Origin of the sequence: Spongiactinospora sp. TRM90649 (genome assembly GCF_029382225.1) — a bacterium.
In the GTDB taxonomy this organism is placed as follows: domain Bacteria; phylum Actinomycetota; class Actinomycetes; order Streptosporangiales; family Streptosporangiaceae; genus Spongiactinospora.
Map to the genome: position 1 here is coordinate 1 of NZ_JARLTC010000003.1, position 19,679 is coordinate 19,679.

16 protein-coding genes and 2 pseudogenes are annotated in these 19,679 nt (G+C 70.3%); 11 read left to right on the forward strand and 7 right to left on the reverse strand.

The features are described from left to right. Together P3X83_RS04195 and P3X83_RS04200 are read left to right on the forward strand one after the other, a co-directional pair. A pseudogene (locus P3X83_RS04195) lies at positions 1 to 491 on the forward strand (hypothetical protein); the annotation flags it as partial. Positions 492 to 524: 33 nt separating this feature from the next. Next, a complete protein-coding gene (locus P3X83_RS04200) occupies positions 525 to 1,475 on the forward strand; it encodes an ATP-dependent DNA ligase (protein WP_277303514.1) in 951 nt (316 codons plus the stop codon). A 203-nt stretch (positions 1,476 to 1,678) separates the two neighbouring features. On the opposite strand, the gene P3X83_RS04205 is transcribed toward P3X83_RS04200, so the two are convergent. Continuing rightward, a complete protein-coding gene (locus P3X83_RS04205; RefSeq protein WP_277303652.1) occupies positions 1,679 to 2,008 on the reverse strand; it encodes a DUF3140 domain-containing protein in 330 nt (109 codons plus the stop codon). Here P3X83_RS04205 and P3X83_RS04210 point away from each other — a divergent pair. Continuing rightward, positions 2,007 to 2,393, forward strand: a complete 387-nt coding sequence (locus tag P3X83_RS04210; RefSeq protein ID WP_277303658.1) for a hypothetical protein — start codon at positions 2,007 to 2,009, stop codon at positions 2,391 to 2,393. The genes P3X83_RS04205 and P3X83_RS04210 overlap by 2 nt on opposite strands. 2 nt (positions 2,394 to 2,395) lie before the next feature. Here the strand turns inward: P3X83_RS04210 and P3X83_RS04215 are convergent. The 5 genes and pseudogenes from P3X83_RS04215 to P3X83_RS04235 form a co-directional block, all read right to left on the reverse strand. Continuing rightward, a pseudogene (locus tag P3X83_RS04215) lies at positions 2,396 to 2,536 on the reverse strand (DUF2945 domain-containing protein); the annotation flags it as partial. Positions 2,537 to 2,685: 149 nt separating this feature from the next. Further along, positions 2,686 to 2,946 (reverse strand): hypothetical protein, encoded by a 261-nt coding sequence (locus P3X83_RS04220; RefSeq protein WP_277303515.1) that lies wholly within the window; start codon positions 2,944 to 2,946, stop codon positions 2,686 to 2,688. Positions 2,947 to 4,687: 1,741 nt separating this feature from the next. Continuing rightward, positions 4,688 to 6,838, reverse strand: coding sequence for a hypothetical protein (locus P3X83_RS04225; RefSeq protein WP_277303516.1), 2,151 nt, complete (start codon positions 6,836 to 6,838; stop codon positions 4,688 to 4,690). Beyond that, on the reverse strand, positions 6,835 to 7,068 hold the full coding sequence (locus P3X83_RS04230; RefSeq protein WP_277303517.1) for a hypothetical protein: 234 nt from the start codon (positions 7,066 to 7,068) through the stop codon (positions 6,835 to 6,837). The genes P3X83_RS04225 and P3X83_RS04230 overlap by 4 nt, the downstream gene beginning before the upstream one ends. A gap of 52 nt (positions 7,069 to 7,120) precedes the next feature. Then, on the reverse strand, positions 7,121 to 8,137 hold the full coding sequence (locus P3X83_RS04235; RefSeq protein WP_277303518.1) for a PHP domain-containing protein: 1,017 nt from the start codon (positions 8,135 to 8,137) through the stop codon (positions 7,121 to 7,123). Between the two features lie 249 nt (positions 8,138 to 8,386). Between P3X83_RS04235 and P3X83_RS04240 the strand changes: the two genes are divergently transcribed. From P3X83_RS04240 to P3X83_RS04260, 5 genes are all read left to right on the forward strand, one after another. Then, the gene (locus P3X83_RS04240; protein WP_277303519.1) at positions 8,387 to 11,635 is read left to right on the forward strand and encodes a glycosyl hydrolase family 18 protein; all 3,249 of its coding nucleotides are present in this window, start codon (positions 8,387 to 8,389) and stop codon (positions 11,633 to 11,635) included. A 257-nt stretch (positions 11,636 to 11,892) separates the two neighbouring features. Next, on the forward strand, positions 11,893 to 12,057 hold the full coding sequence (locus P3X83_RS04245) for a hypothetical protein (RefSeq protein ID WP_277303520.1): 165 nt from the start codon (positions 11,893 to 11,895) through the stop codon (positions 12,055 to 12,057). An 83-nt stretch (positions 12,058 to 12,140) separates the two neighbouring features. After that, positions 12,141 to 13,502, forward strand: coding sequence for a glycosyltransferase family 2 protein (locus tag P3X83_RS04250; RefSeq protein WP_277303521.1), 1,362 nt, complete (start codon positions 12,141 to 12,143; stop codon positions 13,500 to 13,502). A gap of 137 nt (positions 13,503 to 13,639) precedes the next feature. Continuing rightward, positions 13,640 to 15,277, forward strand: a complete 1,638-nt coding sequence (locus P3X83_RS04255; protein ID WP_277303522.1) for an alkaline phosphatase D family protein — start codon at positions 13,640 to 13,642, stop codon at positions 15,275 to 15,277. A 73-nt stretch (positions 15,278 to 15,350) separates the two neighbouring features. After that, a complete protein-coding gene (locus tag P3X83_RS04260) occupies positions 15,351 to 15,674 on the forward strand; it encodes a hypothetical protein (RefSeq protein WP_277303523.1) in 324 nt (107 codons plus the stop codon). A gap of 67 nt (positions 15,675 to 15,741) precedes the next feature. Here the strand turns inward: P3X83_RS04260 and P3X83_RS04265 are convergent, their stop codons facing one another. Continuing rightward, entirely contained in the window at positions 15,742 to 16,284 is a 543-nt protein-coding gene (locus P3X83_RS04265) for a ricin-type beta-trefoil lectin domain protein (protein ID WP_277303524.1), read from the reverse strand. A 320-nt stretch (positions 16,285 to 16,604) separates the two neighbouring features. Here P3X83_RS04265 and P3X83_RS04270 point away from each other — a divergent pair, with 320 nt between their 5' ends. Genes P3X83_RS04270 through P3X83_RS04280 form a run of 3 tightly spaced genes read left to right on the forward strand, consistent with a single transcriptional unit; the run spans position 16,605 to position 19,665 of the window. Then, complete coding sequence (locus P3X83_RS04270; RefSeq protein WP_277303525.1) at positions 16,605 to 17,861, forward strand: ABC transporter substrate-binding protein; 1,257 nt, start codon at positions 16,605 to 16,607, stop codon at positions 17,859 to 17,861. Beyond that, the gene (locus tag P3X83_RS04275) at positions 17,861 to 18,751 is read left to right on the forward strand and encodes a sugar ABC transporter permease (RefSeq protein ID WP_277303526.1); all 891 of its coding nucleotides are present in this window, start codon (positions 17,861 to 17,863) and stop codon (positions 18,749 to 18,751) included. Before P3X83_RS04270 ends, P3X83_RS04275 begins: the two co-directional genes overlap by 1 nt. Beyond that, complete coding sequence (locus P3X83_RS04280) at positions 18,748 to 19,665, forward strand: carbohydrate ABC transporter permease (protein ID WP_277303527.1); 918 nt, start codon at positions 18,748 to 18,750, stop codon at positions 19,663 to 19,665. The genes P3X83_RS04275 and P3X83_RS04280 overlap by 4 nt, the downstream gene beginning before the upstream one ends. Positions 19,666 to 19,679: the final 14 nt, after the last annotated feature.

Sequence of the window (19,679 nt, forward strand, 5' to 3'; positions counted from 1 at the left end):
CCACCCTCACCGGCCACACGAACGCGGTCTCCGACGTCGCCTTCGACCCACGCGGCCACACCCTCGCCACCGCCAGCGCCGACGGCACCGCCCGCCTGTGGGACATCACCGACCCCCGCCGACCTCGCCTCCTGGCCACCCTCACCGGCCACACGAACGCGGTCTCCGACGTCGCCTTCGACCCACGCGGCCACACCCTCGCCACCGCCAGCTTCGACGGCACCGCCCGCCTGTGGGACGTGACCGACCCGGCCAGGCCGGGGCCGCCCACGGTGCTCGCCGGGCACACCGCCCGCGTGCTGTCCGTGGCCTTCGACCCCCGGGGCGGCGTCCTGGCCACCGGCGGCGCGGACTCCACCGTCCGTCTGTGGGACACCGACGTCGCCCGGGTCGCGGCGCGGGTCTGTACCCTCGCCCATCCGGCGGTCACCCGGGCGGAATGGGCACGCTATCTGCAGGGCTCCGACTACCGGCCTCCGTGCGATGGTTGACCACGGGGGCGTCCGGTGGGCATCGTGGGGCGGATGACCAGCGATGAGACGCGCGACGGGGTGCCGCTGACGAACCTCGGCCAGCCGCTGTTCGACGGCGCCGACGCCACCAAGCGAGACCTGGTGGACTACCTGGACGCCGTCGCCGACCGGATCATCCCGGCCCTGCGCGACCGGCCCCTGTCGGTGCTGCGGGTACGTCCGGGCCAGGAGCCGTTCATGCAGAAGAACGTGCCCAAGTACGCCCCCTCCTGGATCCGGACGGTCACCCTCTGGGCGGCGGCCTCGAACCGCCAGGTCTCCTACGCCCTGTGCGACGACCGCCGCACGCTGCTCTGGTTCGCCAACCAGCGGGCCGTGGAATACCACCCGGGGCTCATCGTCGGCGAGAGCGCCACCCACCTGGTCCTCGACCTCGACCCTCCAGAGGAGGACTCCTTCCCCCGCGCCGTGGCGGCGGCCCTGCTGGTCAGGCAGGCGCTGGCCGACGACGGCCTCGCGGGGGCGGTGAAGACCAGCGGGGCCAAGGGCGTGCACGTGTTCGTGCCGGTCGTGGCGGGGATCCCGATGGAGGACCTCGCGGCGGCCACCCGGGCGGTCGCCGCCCGGGCCGAACGCCTCGACCCGGCGCTCGCCACCACGGCCTTCATCAGGGAGGACCGGGGCGGCAAGGTCTTCCTAGACTCCACGAGGGCGGGCGGGGCGACCGTCGTGGCCGCCTACAGCCCGAGGGTACGGCCGGGCGCGCCGGTCTCCTTCCCGGTCGCCTGGGACGACCTCGGCGGCGTCTCACCCGGTGACTTCACCATCCACACGGCGGTGGAGATCCTGGCGGGAGCCGATCCGTGGGCCGCGTCCATGCCTGCTCCGCAGCGGCTGCCGTCCGATCTGATCGAGGAGGGGGACACCATCCCGGTCGCCCGGGTGCAGGCCATGCACGAAGGCAAACGAAGGGCCCGTGCCCGCCGCGACGCGGGCGGGTGACCGCGCGGCGGGGCTCTCGTGTCCGGGGTATGTCCAGGGATTGTCCGCGGCCCCGGGAATCATCTGTGGTGTACCGCCCGGCGTGCACCGCGCCCGCAAGGGAACGGCAGGCAGCCCGCCTTGCGACGCCGGGCGGGCGGGCCCGGCGAGGCGACGCCCCACCCACGACTCTCGTCACGCGTCGCCTTGCCGGCCGCCCGGGTTCACTCCTTGATCGGGTCGTGTCCCCAGTTCATCAGGGAATGCCGCCACCGCGAGTCGCGGACGTTCCCCTTGGGACGCCGGGACATGCTCCTGCGCACGTACCCGACGACCTTGCCCATGTGCTCGTAGTCCCCTTCGCCGAGATCGGCCTTGCGGGTCTGGAGGATCTTGACGATCCGCCTGCCCGCCCGATGCCCCGGCGATTCCTGGCCGGGCCGCTTGTCCCCCGCGTTCTTGGACTCGTCGGTCGCGAGCCACCGCTCCAGGGTCTTCGGCCCCATGTTGACGACATCGCGGAACGCGGCCGCCGTCTCCTGCCTCTTGTCCATGGCCGCCTTCTTGGCGGTCGTCGTCTTACGAGCGGTCGTCGCGGCCTTGCCGGACGGCCTGCTCGCGGACGTCTTGGTGGTGGACGTCTTGGCGGCGGACGCCTTCGTGGTGGTGCGCCCGGTGGACGTCGTGCGGGCCGAAGTCCCGCTCGTGCTGGCGGCCGAGACCTTCCCGGTCGTTCCCGCCTTCGCGGTCGCCTTCCCCGTGGTGGCCTTCCCCATGGTCGCCTTGGCGGTCGTGGCCTTCGCACCGCCGGTCTTCATCGCGCTGGAGTTTGCTCCACCGGACTTGGTGGCACGGACTCCCGTTCCGTTGGGTGCGCTGCTCAGAGCCGACGCCTTGTGGAGGGCAGACCTCCCGCTCGCGTCGCTTCGAACCATGTAGCGCGGGTCGTCCCGCGTCGCAGTGACCGTACGGCCGGACATCCGGGTCTTCCCCGTCACGACCTTCTCCACCGTCCCGGTCGCCTTCGATCCGTGGCTACGCCAGGTGACGTGGTCACCGACGTCGAAATCTCGCTTCCCCATGCGTTTCGGCTACCCGGCCCACGATCGCGCACTCCCGCCGCCCGTCAACACGCATTACCGACTCGGTAGATCCCCCATCACCATCGGGACCCCGGGGGCCGGCCGGTGAGCCCCGGCCCCCGGGTACAGCACGCGCGATCAGCGCACGGTCATCGCTTGACCTCGCCTCGGTACCCGACCGGCCCCTCACCCTTGAACTGGGCGGAACCGGCGAACCTGGTGCCGTCGTCGAAGAACGTGACCTGACCGTTGCCCTGCGAGCTGGACCAGCTCACCTGCGTGCCCGTCGTGGGCAGACCGTCGCTCGGGACCACACCGTCCCGGTTTCTGATGACAATCGTCAGATCACTGTCGTTGTGCCAGTCGGCGGACGGGCCACCCCACTGAATCTGCGTCTTGTAAGTCGCCATGACCGATCGGTTTCCCTTCGCTGGCGGCAGTGTCTCCGGGAGTATCCGTCGCTGCGGACAAACGGATCAACACGTCCTGACAGGGTGTCAGCATTCAGGGTGTCTGTAACGAATGACTGCCGCATGGTAACCAGGGTGATTCGCGTGGAACGTGACACTAGCGCGGCATTCGCGAACCAGAAGGACGGACCGTGCGCACGAGGACACGGCCGGTTGTGGCCACATTTGGATCTGGCCAGAATCCCGGCCGCGCACTCTGAGTAGGGGCGTACGCATGTGCCCCCTCTCCGACCCGCCGATACTTGATCGCGCTGCGACGATGGGGGACGGCGATGAGCACTCCCGGACGCCCAATGAGCTTTCTGGACTTCAGCCAGTTCGTCAGGACAGTCCAGGTGACCCCCGACAACCGTTGGGTGATCGCCGGGGGGGACCGCCAGCAGCAGCGACTCCGGCGACCTGGCCGCCTTCGGCATCGAGACCTCCTCCGTGCTGTGGCGCGTGACCGACGAATGGCGCGTCCTGGACGCCGTGCTCAGCCCGGACGGCGAATCCCTCCTCGTGACCGAACTGCGGAACGAAGGCACCAAGGTCCGGGTGCGGGTCCTCGACGCGCGCTCCGGCGCCGAGCGCTCCCGCATGCCGGACGGCGGCCCGGACAGGTACTGGCCGCAGGCGAGGTTCGGGTTCAGCCCCGACGGCCGCTGGGCGGCCGGCAACGCGCTCGCCACCGACCCGGACGCGCCGTTCCGTTCGGCGCCTTCACCCTGCTGTTCGGCACGTCGGACGGCAGGCTCCGCTTGCGGTCCCGCGACGCCTGCGGCGCCGTGCTCTTCACCCCGGACGGCCGCCACATGGTCGGACTGGGCGGCTTCGCGCCGAAGGTCCTCGACGCCGAGACGGGCGCGGAGGTCTACCGGCTGAGCCCGTCGGCGGCCAGGTGCGCGCTCAGCCCGGACGGCCTGCGGCTCGCCTGTCACCGGCAACGACAACGAGGTCCGCCTGCTCGACACGGCGACCGGCACGGAGGAGTTACGGCTCGTCCACGACAACCCGGTACCGAGGTACGTGGGCTCCCTGGCGTACAGCCCGGACGGCCTGTGGCCGGCCACCAGCAGCGACGGCATCGCCCGCGTCACCCCCGCCGAGATCACCCTCGACTGACCTCACCCCGGTCGCGGCACACACCCATGCATCACCCCATACCGCCGCTGCGCGATCCTCATCAACTCCGTCAAATCCCGCACCGCATCCCGCCCAGCCGCCACCCGCGCCAACGAGATGTCGATCCAGGGCCGGACGTCACCACATCGAAACATCGCCACAACGTCATACGGATCGAGCGACCCCGGAGGATCGGCCAACACCAGCACCGACCCCTTCCCCAACTCCACAGGCAACGGCGTAGGCCGATACTTCGCGAACTCCCCCCCATGCAACCGCTCCAGCACCTTCTCCCCGTCCTCCTGCGCCCATCCGAGAGACACGGGATTGGGATACACATCAGGAGTCCGGCAGTTGCCGGAGCGTCTCCACGCCCCGTCCCAGCGATCCGTCAGATGACCGGCGTATCCACTGACCGTCCGCACGGCACTTTCAGGCAGGAACCCGCACACATATGGCGCCGCGTCCACCAGCGGCCGCACGTCCCTTACCAACGCCGGCTCGCTCCCGCCGTGCTGGGTGCAGGCCGTGGAAAAGCCCGCCGCCAGAACCAGTGCGGCGAGCAGGCGCGCCGGCGTCACCGGTCTCCCCTCGGCCTCTCGGCCTCTGCCAGCCCGAGGTTACGCCGCACGTCACCCGTATTAGCCGTGGTGTCGCGGGCCCGTTCGAGGAGGTCGCTCGTCTCGCTGTTCTGACGAGCCCATTTCAGGAAATCTCGATACTCGTCCTGTGTCATGGTCTGGAGCGCCTTGATCGCGGCCGGGTGTCCTTCGGCGAACGTCCGGTGCTCCAGGGGAATGTCATCGAACGCTCCATGACTGAGTGCCGTCGCGATGATCATCTGTTCGGTCAGTCGTTCGATCGCGCCATCGTTGTCTGCGATGTCCTTGTACGCCTCGTCCAGCGGAAGCCTTGGGTCCGACGCGAAGTGGCGGGCGATCTGGTCGTAGCCGGTTTCGGTGAGTTTTGTGTAGCCCGCCGTCAGGAGGTCGCCGAAGGCGCTCTTGGCCAAGGTGCCGAGGTGGGTGGCGCCGGGAAGGGGGAGCAGGCCGAGGGAGTCGCGGACCATGGTGCGCAGGGACTCGTCGGTCTTCTTGGCGTCGAGGCCGGATGCCACCAGTGCCTGGGCCCGGGTTTCCAGGAGGTGGCCGAAGAGGCGGGATTCCTCGACGACGCGGTTGGTCAGGTGGCGGTTGAGCGCGAAGAGGCGCTCGGTTCCGCCGATCTCGCCGTTCTCGTCGAAGTCGAAGCGGGCCAGGCCGTCGGCTCCCGTGAAGGAGGGGACGTCGTTCAGCGCGGCGCGCATGTGTTCGGTGTGGGCGCGGATCAGCAGCTCGAAGCAGGTGTCGTCGGAGTTGACGAACGCCAGCAGGCGGTCGAGTTCCTCCACGCCCAACCGGCCCAGGCGGCCGTGGTCGAGGATGGCGTCGGTGAGATCGGCGACGCGGGCCGCGAGGGCGGCGGCGAGGGGCTGACGCAGGGGGGCCAGGCGGTCGAGGCGGGCGCGGTCGGCGATGGCGAGGTCGCCGTCGTCGCCGACGGTGAAGACGCCGGACAGATGCGCGGATACGACCTCGGCGGCTTCCGCCGACAGAGTGCGGGAGGTGGGGTCCTGGCCGGTGAGGGCGGAGCGCAGCAGGCGGGCGAGGGCGGGATGGCCGCCCGTGGTGGCGAAGGCGTCGAGGCGGGTGGTGAGCAGGTGGGTGAGCGTGGCACCGCCGAGCAGCGTCTGGGAGGCGTCGCGGGTCATGGCGGTGGCGTGGAGGAGGTCGTCCACGACGGCGCGGCCGGTGCCGGTGGTGCCCGGCGGGCCGGCGGACGGTGGACCGTCCGCGAAGCCGGGGCCGAGACCGAGGACGGTGGCGAGGTCGAGCAGGGCGACCTGGCCGGTGTCGGTCAGCGCGCCCAGTGGGTCGAGGCGGGCCCGCCAGCGGGAGGCGTACCGCTCGTGCTCGAAGGCGACGGCGTCGCGGCCGACGACCTGCGCGAAGCGCGCGGAGTACGGCACGCCGGGGTCGGCCGCCCGCCAGACCAGGGCCTGCGCCTGGTAGCCGAAGTAGGTGAGGTCACCGTGGGTGTGCCTGGCCCGGCCCTGCCGGACGAGCTCGGCGAGGAAGTCGTCGCCCGCGAAGGCGGCGCTCGCCGGGTCGGTGCCCGCCGCGAGGGCCCGCGAGAGCAGCGCGGTGGCCTGCCGGGCCTGCTCGGCGTGCCGCCCGGCCGACACCGGATCGCCCGCGCGAGCGACCGACCGCACCAGCGCGGCGGGCAGGACGGTGACGCCTTCGGCCCCTATCGCGCCGAGGAAGGCCCGGACGAACCCGGGATCGCCGCCCCTGGCGGCGTGGGACAGCAGCCGGGCGAGGGCCCCGGCGTCGCCGTCCGTGACGAGGCGGGCGGTGCGGGCGGCGAGCAGCCCCTCGGCGGCGGGCTCGCCGTCGGGGACGCCGAGGAAGGTGCCGTCGGCCGTGCAGGTGGGGTGGGCGGCCTGTGCGCGCTCCAGCTCGCGGATGAGCCGCTGGCGGCGGCGGAGGTCGTCGCCCTGGCGCAGCACGCGGCGGGCGATGTCGCCGACGCGCAGCGCGGGGGTGGGGTCGAGACCGGCCGTGCGGAGTTCGGCGTGGAGCAGTTCGGCGAGCCGTTCGAGCCGTGGCCCGGCCTGGCAGTGGCAGGCCACCAGGAGGTCGAACTCCGGCTGCCTGACCCCGGTGAACCCCTTGCCGAGGCTCATGCCCGCACCGCCGCGCGACGGGCGTCGGCGAGGGCGCGGCTCAGGAGTGCGTGGAGGTCGTGGCGCAGGCCGTGGACGTCGGCGACGAGACGGTCGCCGGCGGGGCCGAGCCAGGCGTGCGCGTCGAGCAGGCGGCAGGATTCGTCGAGGGCCCGCCAGTGCTCGTCGGCCATCCGCTGGATCCTGGCCACCACCGCCTCCAACACCGCCTCCAACGCAGCGCCGTCCACCTCACTCCTAGATTACCAAGAGTAGTCGCCCGATCGCGCCGCGAACAGAGGCTCAGGCCCACGCGAGCAGGTCGGCCAGGGGCCAGGTGTTGATCACCCGTTCGGGGCGCACGCCGCACAGGGCCGCGCGTTCGCAGCCGAACCGCTGCCAGTCGAGCTGGCCGGGGGCGTGGGCGTCGGAGTCGACGGCGAACAGGCAGTCCATCTCCCAGGCCAGGCGCATCAGGCGCTTGGGCGGGTCCTGCCGGTCGGGGCGGGAGTTGATCTCGACGGCCACATCGAACCTGCGGCACGCCTCGAAGACCAGCTCGGCGTCGAAGTCCGATTCCGGCCGCAGCCCGCCCCTGCGGCCCCCGGCGCGGACGATGCGGCCGGTGCAGTGGCCGAGCACGTCCACGTTGGGGTCGGCGACGGCGGTGACCATGCGCCTGGTCATCTCGGCACGGTCCATCCGGAGCCGGGAGTGGACGCTCGCGACCACGACGTCGAGGCGGGCCAGCAGCTCGGGGTCCTGGTCGAGGGTGCCGTCGGGGTTGATGTCCACCTCGATGCCGGTGAGGATCCGGAACGGCGCGAGGCGGGCGTTCAGCTCGGCCACGACGTCGAGCTGGTCGCGCAGCCGTCCGGCGGTCAGGCCGTTGGCGACCGTCAGCCGGGGCGAGTGGTCGGTCAGGGCCAGGTATTCGTGGCCGAGCGAGATCGCCGCCTCGGCCATCTCCTCGATCGGGGAGCCGCCGTCCGACCAGTCGGAGTGGCTGTGCAGGTCGCCGCGCAGGGCCGCGCGCAGCGCGGCGGCCTCGGCTTCGAGGTCGTCGCCCTCGGTGGCCTGAAGACGGCGCAGATAGGTCGGGACGTCTCCGGCGAGGGCCTCGGCGACGGCCAGCGCAGTGACCTTGCCGATGCCGGGTAGGGTCGCCAGGGCGCCCCGGCCCGCAAGGCGTTCCAGCTCGTCGCGGGGCAGATCGGCCACGACGGCGGCGGCCCGCCGGAAGGCGCGAACACGGTAGGTCGGCTCGCCCGCCCGCTCCAGCAGAAAGGCGATGTCGCGCAGCGCTTGGACCGGGTCCATTGGGCAAACGTACCTCTGGGGGCGGCTGGGGTCTTGCCGGGCACAGCGAGGGGAGCTACCTTTCCACTAACAATTAGGAAACTTTCCTAACTGTGGTCTCCCCTGTCCTGGGCTTTTCGCTTGCGAACGGCCCACACCCCCCGGCTACGTGGAGCGACGATGGCTATCCGTACGGCACGAACGAGAACGAGAGGAAAACCCGGGTCCAGGGGGTCGGCGCTATTCGCCGCCCTGGCCCTGTTCCTTGGCATGGGAGTGGCCGCCACGGCCCCGACCGCGGCGGCGAACGCGTCGGCCGCGGGCCCCACGGCCGTCTGCAAGCCCACCCAGGACTGGGGCAGTGGCGCCCAGTTCGGTTGCACGATCACCAATGGTGGCACCAGCGCGATGTCGAGCTGGAAGGTCGAGTTCGACCTCGGCTCCAACGTGCGGATGGGCTCGTACTGGGACGCTTTGCTCACCAGTGCCAGCAACCACCACACGTTCACGAACCGCTCGTGGAACGGCGCGATCAACCCCGGCGCCTCCGCCTCGTTCGGCTTCCTTGTGACCTACAGCGGTTCGCTCGGCACGGCGCAGAACTGCAAGCTCAACGGCAACCCCTGTGACGGCGCGCCCACCGACAACCCGCCGACCGTGCCCACCAACCTGCGGTCCACCGACGTCCAGCCCACCAGCGTCGCGCTGGCCTGGGAGGCGTCCAGCGACGACGTCGGAGTGAAGAACTACGACGTGCTGCGCGGCGGCTCGGTCGTCGCGACCGTCACCGGCACCAGCGCCACGGTCACCGGCCTGACGGCCGGCACCACCTACAGCTTCACCGTCCGGGCCCGTGACACCGCCGACCAGCTCTCGCCGGTCAGTGCCGCCCTGTCGGTGACCACCCCGGGCACCGGCGAGGACCTCCCGCCGTCCCGGCCCACCAACCTGCGCAGCACCGACATCACGTCCACCAGCGCCGCTCTGGCCTGGGACGCGTCCACGGACGACAAGGGCGTGAAGAACTACGATGTGCTGCGTGACGGCACCGTGGTCGCGACCGTCACCGGCACCACCGCCAACGTGACCGGTCTCACCCCCGAGCGGACCTACAGCTTCACCGTCCGCGCGCGGGACACCGCCGACCAGCTCTCGCCGATCAGCGTGGCGCTGTCGGTGACCACCCCGGGCACCGGGCAGGACAACCCGCCCACCAAGCCCGGCAACCTGCGCAGCACCGGCCAGACCACCAACTCGGTCACGCTGGCCTGGGACGCCTCCACCGACGACAACGGCGTCTCCGGGTACGACGTGCTGAAGGACGGCGCCGTCGCGCAGACCGTCACCGGCACGAGCGCCACGGTCACCGGTCTCACCGCGGGCACCTACAAGTTCACGGTGCGCGCCAAGGACACCGCAGGCCAGCTCTCGCCGCTGAGCAACGAGATCAGCGTCACGATCGGCGGAAGCGGCGGCAACTGCCGTCCCGACGGCCTGTACCAGACGCCCGGCACCAACCCGCCGTACTGCCAGGCCTACGACAACGACGGCCGGGAGAAGCTGGGCTCGGACCACCAGCGCCGGATCATCGGCTACTTCACCAGCTGGCGTGACGGCGCCAACGGCGCCCCGCGTTACCTGGCCAGCGACATCCCGTGGGACAAGGTCACCCACATCAACTACGCGTTCGCGCACATCGACTCCCAGAACAAGGTGTCGGTCGGCGGCAACAACGCGAACAACCCGGCGATCGGCCGTGAGTGGCCGGGCGTCGCGGGCGCGGAGATGGACCCGGCGTATCCGTACAAGGGTCACTTCAACCTGCTCAACAAGTTCAAGAAGCAGAACCCAAACGTGAAGACCCTCGTCTCGATCGGCGGCTGGGCTGAGTCCGGCGGCTACATCGGCGACGACGGCAAGCGGGTCGCCTCCGGCGGCTTCTACACGATGGCCAGCACCCAGGCGGGCATCAACACCTTCTCCGACTCGGTCGTGGCCTTCGTCCGGCAGTACGGCTTCAACGGCGCGGACATCGACTACGAGTACGCCACGTCGATGAACTACGCGGGCAACCCGGACGACTTCAGCTTCTCCAACCCGCGCAGGGCCACCCTGATGGCGCAGTACGTCTCGCTGATGAAGACGCTGCGCGAGAAGCTCGACGCGGCCAGCGCGGCCGACGGCAAGTACTACATGCTGACCGTCGCCGCCCCGGCCTCCGGCTGGCTGCTGCGCGGCCAGGACAGCTACCAGGTCACCCAGTACCTGGACTACATCAACATCATGAGCTACGACCTGCACGGAGCGTGGAACCACTTCGTCGGTCCGAACGCCGCGCTCTACGACGACAACAAGGACGTCGAGCAGGTGGACGGCGCCGTCTACAGCACGTACGGCATGGGCTACCTGAACACCGACTGGGCCGCGCACTACTTCCGCGGCGCGGTGCCTGCGGGCCGGATCAACATCGGCGTCCCGTACTACACACGGGGCTTCCAAGGTGTGACCGGCGGGACCAACGGCCTATGGGGTAAGGCGGCACTACCGGACCAGACCAAGTGCCCGCCGGGCACCGGCGGAACGGTCGGCTCGACGACACCGTGTGGCCATGGCGCGGTCGGCATCGACAACGTCTGGCACGACCTGGACAAGGACGGCAAGGAGGTGCTCGGCGGCGGCAACCCGATGTGGCACGCCAAGAACCTCCAGCAGGGCATCCAGGGCAGCTACATCCGCGACTACGGCCTCGACCCCGACACCGACCCGGCCGACCGGCTGAGCGGCACCTACCAGCGGTTCTACGACAGCACCCTGGTCGCGCCGTGGCTGTGGAACGCCAGCAAGAAGGTGTTCATCTCCACCGAGGACGACCAGTCGATCACGGCCAAGGCCGACTACGTCGTGAACAAGGGTCTCGGCGGCGTGATGATCTGGGAACTCGCCGGTGACTACGCCTGGGACGCCTCGCGGAACAACGGCCAGGGCGAGTGGTTCATGGGCACCACCCTGACCTCGATCCTCTACAACAAGTTCCGTTCGGCCACGCCGTACAAGAACCTCAAGGCCGACGGCCGGACCATGCCGACCGAGGTGGCCAACGTGAAGGCCGAACTGGTCGGCTTCCCGGTCGGCGACTCCAACTACCCGATCTCGCCGAAGCTCCGGATCACCAACAACTCCGGGCAGACCATCCCCGGCGGGGCGACCCTCGCGTTCGACTACGGAACGAGCGCGCCGTCCAACATGAGCCAGCAGTCCGGCTGGACCATGACGGTGCAGGCGGGACACACCGGCAACAACGTGGGCGGCCTGAAGGGTGACTTCCACCGCGCGACGATGACGATCCCGAGCTACCTCAGCATCGCCAACGGCGCCACCGCGGAAGTCCAGCTCAACTACCGTCTGCCGATCGCGACCCCGTCCAACTGGGTGCTCACGTTCGGCGGCAAGAGTTACGCACTGGCGCAGGACTACCCGCGTTCGGCGACGCCGAGCGCGCAGAGCACACAGCGCCGCTGATTGACTCCGTCGCTCCCGTGGTCAGTCCTGGGTTCCGGCCCACGGGAGCGACGGAACACCTCGCCCGGCTTCGCCCCCGGGCGAACGGCGGTACGGCTCACCGTGGCGGGCCGTACCGCCCTTTTTCATGCCTATTCAGGGTGCTTTTCCAGCCTTCCGCATGCCCCGCTCATGCCCATGACTTCAACCGGCCCGGGGTTTGCCGCGACGCCGCTCCGGCGAGGGGCAGGACCGACGCGACGCGCGAAGGAGCGGCCATGACACCCGGTTCGATCACCGATCTCGGCGCGGGCGCGGTGGGCGCCGCCGTGGTGGCGAGCGGGAGCCTGTGGCTGGTCGCGCTGTGCGGGGCCGTCGTGGTCAGCGGCGCGCTGACGGTGCGGGCGCGGTTCCGGCGCGGCGCCGGCCCCTACTCCCACTGACGGCGGTGAAGGGCCCGCCGCCGATGCCGCCACCGCCGCCACTTCCGATGCCGCCACCGCCACCCCCACCGCCGCCACTTCCGATGCCGCCACCGCCGCCGCCGCTTTCCGCCCGGTGCGCCGGGCCGCTGACCCGCGCGCTGCTCGGTGGGCCGCCGCTGGCCGCGTTCGCGGTGTGGGGGACGGCGCAGGTGAGCGGGCTGTCCGGCGAGCTCGGCGGGCACGTACCGGCGGTGGCCTGGCTCGCGTCGTTCGTCCTGCTCTGGTGGGTGCCGCTGGCCTGGCTGGAACGCCCGATACGTGTCCCTCCTGAGCGGCGCGCCGGGCTGGCCGGGCTCGCCGTCACCGTGCAGGTCCCGGTCTACAACGAGGACCCGGCGACGCTGCGGGAGTGCCTGCGCTCGGTACTACGGCAGAGCAGGCGGGTGGAACGGGTCCGGGTGGTGGACGACGGCTCCGCCGACCCGGCCGCCTACGACCGGGTACGCCGCGACTTCGAAGAGGCCGCCGCCGCGCTCGGCGTCGAGACCACCTGGGACCGCACCGCGAACCGTGGCAAACGGCACGCGCAACTCCACGCCCTGTCCGGCGACGACGCCGACGTCTTCGTCACGCTGGACAGCGACTCGGTGCTCGACCGGCACGCGGTGCGCGAGGGCTTGGCGCCGTTCGCCGACCCGCGGGTGCGGTCGGTGGCCGGGCAGGTGCTCGTACTGAACCGCGCGGCCACCCCGCTCACCCGGCTGACCTGCCTGCTCTACCTGCCGCTCACCCGGGGCGTGCGCAGCGCCCAGTCCGTGCTGCGCCGGGTGACGGCCAACTCGGGCGCGCTCGCCTTCTACCGCGCGGACGTGGTCCGGCGCTGCGCCGGGGCCTACGCGCACGAGCGGTTCGCCGGCCGTCCGATGCAGATGAACGACGACTCGATGCTCACCTTCTACGCCATGCTCGGCGGGGACACCGTGCAGCAGCCGTCCGCGCTGGTCTTCACGCTCGTGCCGGAACGGGTGGGGCACCATGTGGCGCAGCAGCTCCGGTGGCTGCGCGGGACGACCGTCCGGCACCTGTGGTGGCTGCGTTACCTGCCGGTGCGCGGGTTCGTCTTCTGGGCGACCGTGGCCGAGTACCTGCACCTGGCGCTGGCGCTGGCCGTACCGGTGGCGCTGGCCGCCGACCCGGCCTGGCGTCCGCACCTGGGCGAGATCGGCCTGACGGCGCTGCGGGTGGGCGTGGCGATGAGCTACCTGACCGCGCTGCGGCTGTTCACCGTACGGCGCAGCGACGAACCGGCGGCGAGCCGCCTGCTGCTCTTCCTGGCCGCTCCGGCCGCCGCGCTGTGGCGGCTGGCGGTGCTGCGCCCGCTCCACCTCTACGCGCTGCTCACCTGCCGCCGGGTCGGCCGCTGGGGCACCCGCGCCGGGGTCGAGGTCACGATCGCCTCCTGACCCGAAGATCAGGCCGTCGGGGCAGGGCCGCTTTGCCGTTCCGCGATGCATCCTTGACGGGGGACGCTAGAGGCTTTGACTTGCGGGTAGCCTGACGGTTGCCCTTGGCGAACTCGGCGATTCGGGGAGGAATCTCAGTGCCAAAACTCCTGCTCGGGCCGCTGCTGCGCTACGTGGACGAGACCCGCGCGACGATCTGGGTGCAGACCGACGCCCCCTGCGTGATGCGGGTGAGCGGCGACGGCTTCGAGACCGTCGCGGCGGACACGTTCACGGTGCACGGCCACCACTACGCGCTGGCCGTCGTCACCGGCCTCGAACCCGGCGGCTCCTACCATTACACGGTCGAACTGGACGGCGAGCGGGCCTGGCCGGAGCCCGACTCCGACTTTCCCGCGAGCCGGATCCGCACCATCGACCCGGAGCAACGACGGCTGCGGCTGCTGTTCGGCTCGTGCCGCACCAGCGTCCCGCACGACGTGACGCACATGATGTCGCACGGTGTCGACATCCTGCGTTCCTACGCGCACCGGATGGCGGAGTTGCCCGAGCACGACTGGCCGTCCGCGCTGCTCATGCTGGGCGACCAGGTCTACGCCGACAAGCCGCCGCCCCGGATGCGCGAGTTCATCGAAGGGCGCCGCGACACCTCGGAACCGCCCGGCACGGAGATCGCAGACTACGCGGAGTACGCCGAGCTGTATCGCCAGGCGTGGAGCGAACCCGCGCTGCGCTGGCTGCTGTCCACCGTGCCCACCTCGATGATCTTCGACGACCACGACCTGCGCGACGACTGGAACACCTCCGACGCCTGGCAGCGCACCATGCGGGCGCTGCCCTGGTGGCGGCGGCGGGTGACCGCGGGGCTGGCCTCGTACTGGATCTACCAGCACCTCGGCAACATGTCTCCCGAGGAACTGGCCGACGACCCGATGTGGGGCAAGGTGGTCGCCGCCGAGAGCGACCTGTCCGAGCCGCTCGACGAGTTCGCCTGGCAGTCCGACGCCGACCCGGAGAGCTACCGCTGGAGCTACACGCGCGACTACGGCAAAAACCGCGTGATCATGCTCGACACCCGCTGCGCCCGCGTGCTCGACCCCGCCCGCCGCGCGATGATCGACCCCGCCGAGTGGGACTGGTTCGAGCGCGCGGCCACCGCCGGGCCGGTCGATCACCTCATCGTGGCCAGTTCACTGCCGGTCCTGCTGCCCCGGGGGCTGCACGAGGTGGAGAGCTGGAACGAGGCGGTCTGCGACGGCGCCTGGGGCAGGCGCGCGGCCTCGGCCGCCGAGTGGATCAGGCAGCGGATCGACCTTGAGCACTGGGCGGCGTTCCGCACCTCGTTCGACGCGATGTCGCGCCTGGTCACCGGCATCGTCCGGGGACAATACGGAACCGCGCCCGCGAGCGTGCTGTTCCTCGGCGGCGACGTGCACTTCTCCTACCTGGCGCAGGCGCGGCTGCGCCGTACCGGCGCCAAGGTCTACCAGATCGTGTGCTCGCCGATCAGGAACCCGCTGGCCCGCACCATCCGCCTGGCCAACGGCATCGCCGCCTTCGCGGTGGCCGGGGTGGTCGGCCGGGCACTGGCCCGCTCGGCGGGCGTGCGCAAGCCCGCGTTCTCCTGGAAACTCCAGGGCGGGCCGTTCTTCCAGAACGCCATCGCCACGCTCGACACCAACGGGCGCGAGGTCACGCTGCGCTACCATACGGCGCGCATCACGCAGGGCGATCCCCCCGCCCTCGCCGCGCTCACCGAACGCCGGCTGACCTGAGCCGATGCGTTCCCGACAGGTTTGAGGACCGATCGTGAGGGCAGACGCCACCACCCGAAGAAACGGCGATGCTTTGACACAGACGGACGATTGCGCCGACCAGGACCTCGTCGAGCGCGTGCGTGACCACCTCGGCAAGGCCGGTTTCGTGGTGGATCCGTCACGGCTCGCCGTGGACGGTGGGGTGCAGGTGAGCGACGTGCACGGGCGCGGGGTGGTGGTCTCATGGCACGGCGGGCCCGGCATGGCCGACCGTGACATCACCCAGCACGACAGCATCCGCACGGCGGTGCACCTGGCCCTGATCACCATCCTCACCAAGGTCGGGTACACGGTGACCAGCGACCTCGGCAACGGCGAGGTACTCGTGATCAGCGCGCCCGACCGCATGGCCTGACCGGCATGTGACGCGGTTGAGCGCGCTGGGGTGAAGCTGGAAAACTACCAGATGCGTGGTCGGCGGGCTAGAAGCCGGTCTTCCACAGCTGGTTGCCACCACCGTTGTCCCGAAGGGTGTAGACCTTGCCTGCCCGGTTGCTGTCCAGCATGCGGCCGCTTGCCTTGTTCTGCATCTTCATCTTCCGGTCGCCATCGAGCAACCATACGCGCCACAGCTGGTGGTCGTTATCCGACTGGCAGGTCCGCATGTAAACGTCCCCGTTGCCGTTGCTGTCCACGCACAGCCCCGTCTTCTCGTTCTTGAGCAAAAGCCAGCCCGGTTGCATGCCCCCCTGTGTGGTCCAGCGCTGGTATGAGCCTCCGTTGCATATGAGGGTGTAGGCGTTTCCCGCGCCGTGGCCACCGTCGCTGTCCAGGCACAGTCCTGTTTCCCAGTTGCGCCACATGTTGTACCCGGCAGCGCTTGCGGACGCGTTACCGGCGGTGGCGGCGTTGGCGGGGGCGGCATTGGCCATACCGGAAGTCAGGAGTGCGCCCGCGAGAAGCGGTGCGACCCACAGGGCCTTCGTAATACGCCGATTTTCGGTTTCCCGGACGGTCATGCTCATTTCCTCTCCGATGATAAAAGTGCGGCCACACAGGTAGTGCGACCCGGGCGGCCGGCAGATGGAGCGCTGACACCACTCCACCGCCAAGAGAGGAGAATCCCTTCACCTACCTACCGATGAATAGCCCATTTACTGACCAGTGGCCTTCCGACGGCGGTCACGGCCGGCAGATCGCTGCGGCAGTGGGGCCGGCCCCGACCTCCGGCGCGCGGCGCAGCTCGGCCGCGTCGAATCCATTGGTGATTCTTGCGCGATCCTGAAGGTATCTGTTGCTTTTCTCGGGAAACGCTGTGCAGCACCACGGGAAGGGAGGACCCGCCATGACCCGACCGGCGATCAGTCGCCGAGGGGTGCTGCTCGGCGCCGCCGCCTTCGGGGTCCCCGCCGCCCTGACCGGTTGCGGCGGGCCTCCACGGGGCCCGGACGGCATGATCACCCTCGGTTCCAACGCCTCCGACGCGATCCCCAGGAAGGCGCTACGGACCGTGGTCGAGCGCTTCGCCCCCGGCCGGGTGCGGATCAACACCGTGGACCACAACACGTTCCAGGAGAACATCAGCCGCTACCTGCGCGGGCGTCCGGAAGACGTCTTCACCTGGTTCGCCGGATACCGGATGCGGTTCTTCGCCGAACAGGGCCTGGCCGTCGACGTCTCCGACGTCTGGGGGCGCTTCGCCGCCGACTACGCCCCGGCCCTCAAGGCCGCCTCCACCGCCGCCGACGGCAGGCAGTACTTCGTGCCGTTCACCTACTACCCGTGGGGCGTCTTCTACCGAAAGAGCCTGTGGCGAGAGAAGGGCTACCAGCCGCCCGCCACCCTCGACGAGCTGACCGCGCTGGCCAGGCGAATGAAGGCCGACGGGCTGATCCCGATCGCCTTCGCCGACAAGGACGGCTGGCCCGCCATGGGCACCTTCGACATCCTCGACATGCGGATCAACGGCTACGACCACCACATGGCGCTGATGGCGGGCCGCGAGTCGTGGACCGACCCGAAGGTCAGGCAGGTCTTCGACACCTGGCGCGGCCTGCTGGAACACCACCAGCCCGCCGCGCTCGGCCGTACCTGGCAGGAGGCCGCGCAGTCGCTCGCCCAGAAGAAGACCGGGATGTATCTGTCGGGGATGTTCGTGGCCCAGCAGATCCCCGAGGCCGACCACGACGACCTCGACCTGTTCACCTTTCCCCAGATCGAGCCCCGGTTCGGCACCGACTCCCTCGACGCCCCGGTGGACGGCTACATGATCTCGGCCAAGGCCAGGAACGTCGAAGGGGCCAAGGCGCTGCTGACCCACTTCGCCGCCGCCCCGGCGCAGGACATCGTCACCGGGCTCGACCCCGGCACGCTGGCGACCAGTTCCAGGGCGAGCGGCGGCGGCTACACCGTGCTCCAGCGGCGCGCCGCCGAGCTGGTCTCCAAGGCGAGCCACATCGCCCAGTTCCTCGACCGCGACACCCGCCCCGACTTCGCGTCCACGGTGATCGTCCCGGCATTCCAGCGGTTCGTCGGCAAGCCGTCCGAGATCGATCCGCTGCTGCGCGACATCGAGGCGCAGAAGGTCAACATCTTCCGCTGATGACCACACCCAGCCGGGCCGCGTCCCGGATCCGCCGTCTCTCCACCCGTGACGTGATCGTCGTGACCGTGGGCGTCGCGCTGGCCGTCGCCCTCGACCTGGCCCTGATCTGGGGGCCCACCCTGGCCTCCGCGGGCCTTTCCGGCACCGACTGGAACGGGGTCTCCGACCTGCGCTGGGTCGGCGGGCGCAACTTCGCCGAGGTGGCCGCGGAGTACCCGCCGTTCTGGACGGCCGTCCGCAACAACGTGCTCTGGCTGGGCTTTCTCGGGCTGGTCGCGACGCCGTTCGGGCTTTTCTGCGCGGTGCTGCTGGACCGGCGGATGCGCCTGTCGCGCGTCTACCAGAGCGCGCTCTACCTGCCGGTGGTGCTGTCGCTCGCGGTGGTCGGGTTCATCGCCCAGCTCATCTACTCCTCCGACTACGGCGTGCTCAACGCGGTGACGGGGCTCGGCGTCGACTGGCTGGGCGATCCGTCGATCAACATCTGGGCCGTCCTGGCCGCCGCGGGCTGGCGGCACGTCGGGTACGTCATGATCATCTACCTGGCGGGGCTCAAGGCCGTCGATCCCGCGCTGAAGGAGGCCGCGGCGATCGACGGCGCGAACGAGGCGCAGGCGTTCTTCCGGGTGATCTTCCCGACGCTGCGCCCGGTCAACGTGATCGTGCTGGTGATCACGGTGATCGAGGCGCTGCGCGCGTTCGACATCGTCTACGCGATCAACAAGGGACGCAACGGGCTGGAACTGCTGTCGGTCCTGGTGACGGAGAACATCGTCGGCGAAGCGGGGCGGATCGGCTTCGGCTCGGCCATCGCGGTCGTCCTGCTGGTCATCTCGACCGGGTTCATCGTGATCTACCTGTCGCAGCTCTTCCGGGAGGACCGATGACGCTGACCGGAGCCGCCACCAGCCCGGCGCGGGCCCAGGCCCCTCCGGCGCCGCGCCGGGCGTTCCGCCCGGCGCGCGTCCTGCTGCACGCCTTCCTGGCCCTGGTCGCGCTCGGCTGGGTGCTCCCCCTGGCGCTGGCGCTCTACGCGTCCCTGCGGCCGTACGACGAGACGGCCAGGCTCGGCTACTTCTCCCTGCCCGAGTCGCTCACCCTCGACTACTACGGGCGCGCCTGGACCGAGGCCGGGCTGCCCCGCTACTACCTGAACACGCTGATCGTGGTGATCCCCGGCGTGATCGTCACGCTGGCGCTCGCGTCGTTCACCGCCTTCGCCATCGCGCGACTGCGCATCCCGGGCCGCCGGACCCTCCTGGTGGTGTTCACGGCGGGCAACCTGCTCCCGCCGCAGGTGCTGCTCACCCCGCTCTACACCATGTACGTCACGGTGCCGCTGCCGTGGTGGGCGTCGGACTCGATGTCGCTCTACGACTCCTACCTCGGGCTGATCCTGATCCATGTGGCGTTCCAGTTCGGGTTCTGCGTGTTCGTGATGGCCAACTTCATGAGGGCGATCCCGGAGGAGATCGGCGAGGCGGCTCTCGTGGACGGCGCGAGCGCGTGGCGGCGCTACTGGCAGCTCACCCTGCCGCTGTGCCGTCCGGTGCTGGCCGCCCTCGGCACGCTGCAGTTCACCTGGATGTACAACGACTTCCTGTGGGCGCTGGTGCTGATGTCATCCGGCGACAAGTTCCCGATCACCTCCGCGCTGAACAACCTGCGCGGGCAGTTCTTCACCGACTACAACCTGCTGGCCGCCGGTTCGCTGCTGGTCGCGCTGCCCACACTGGTCGTCTTCCAGCTCCTGCACAAGCACTTCGTGGCCGGGCTCACCCTGGGGTCCACCAAAGGCTGAGCGATTCGCTGGAA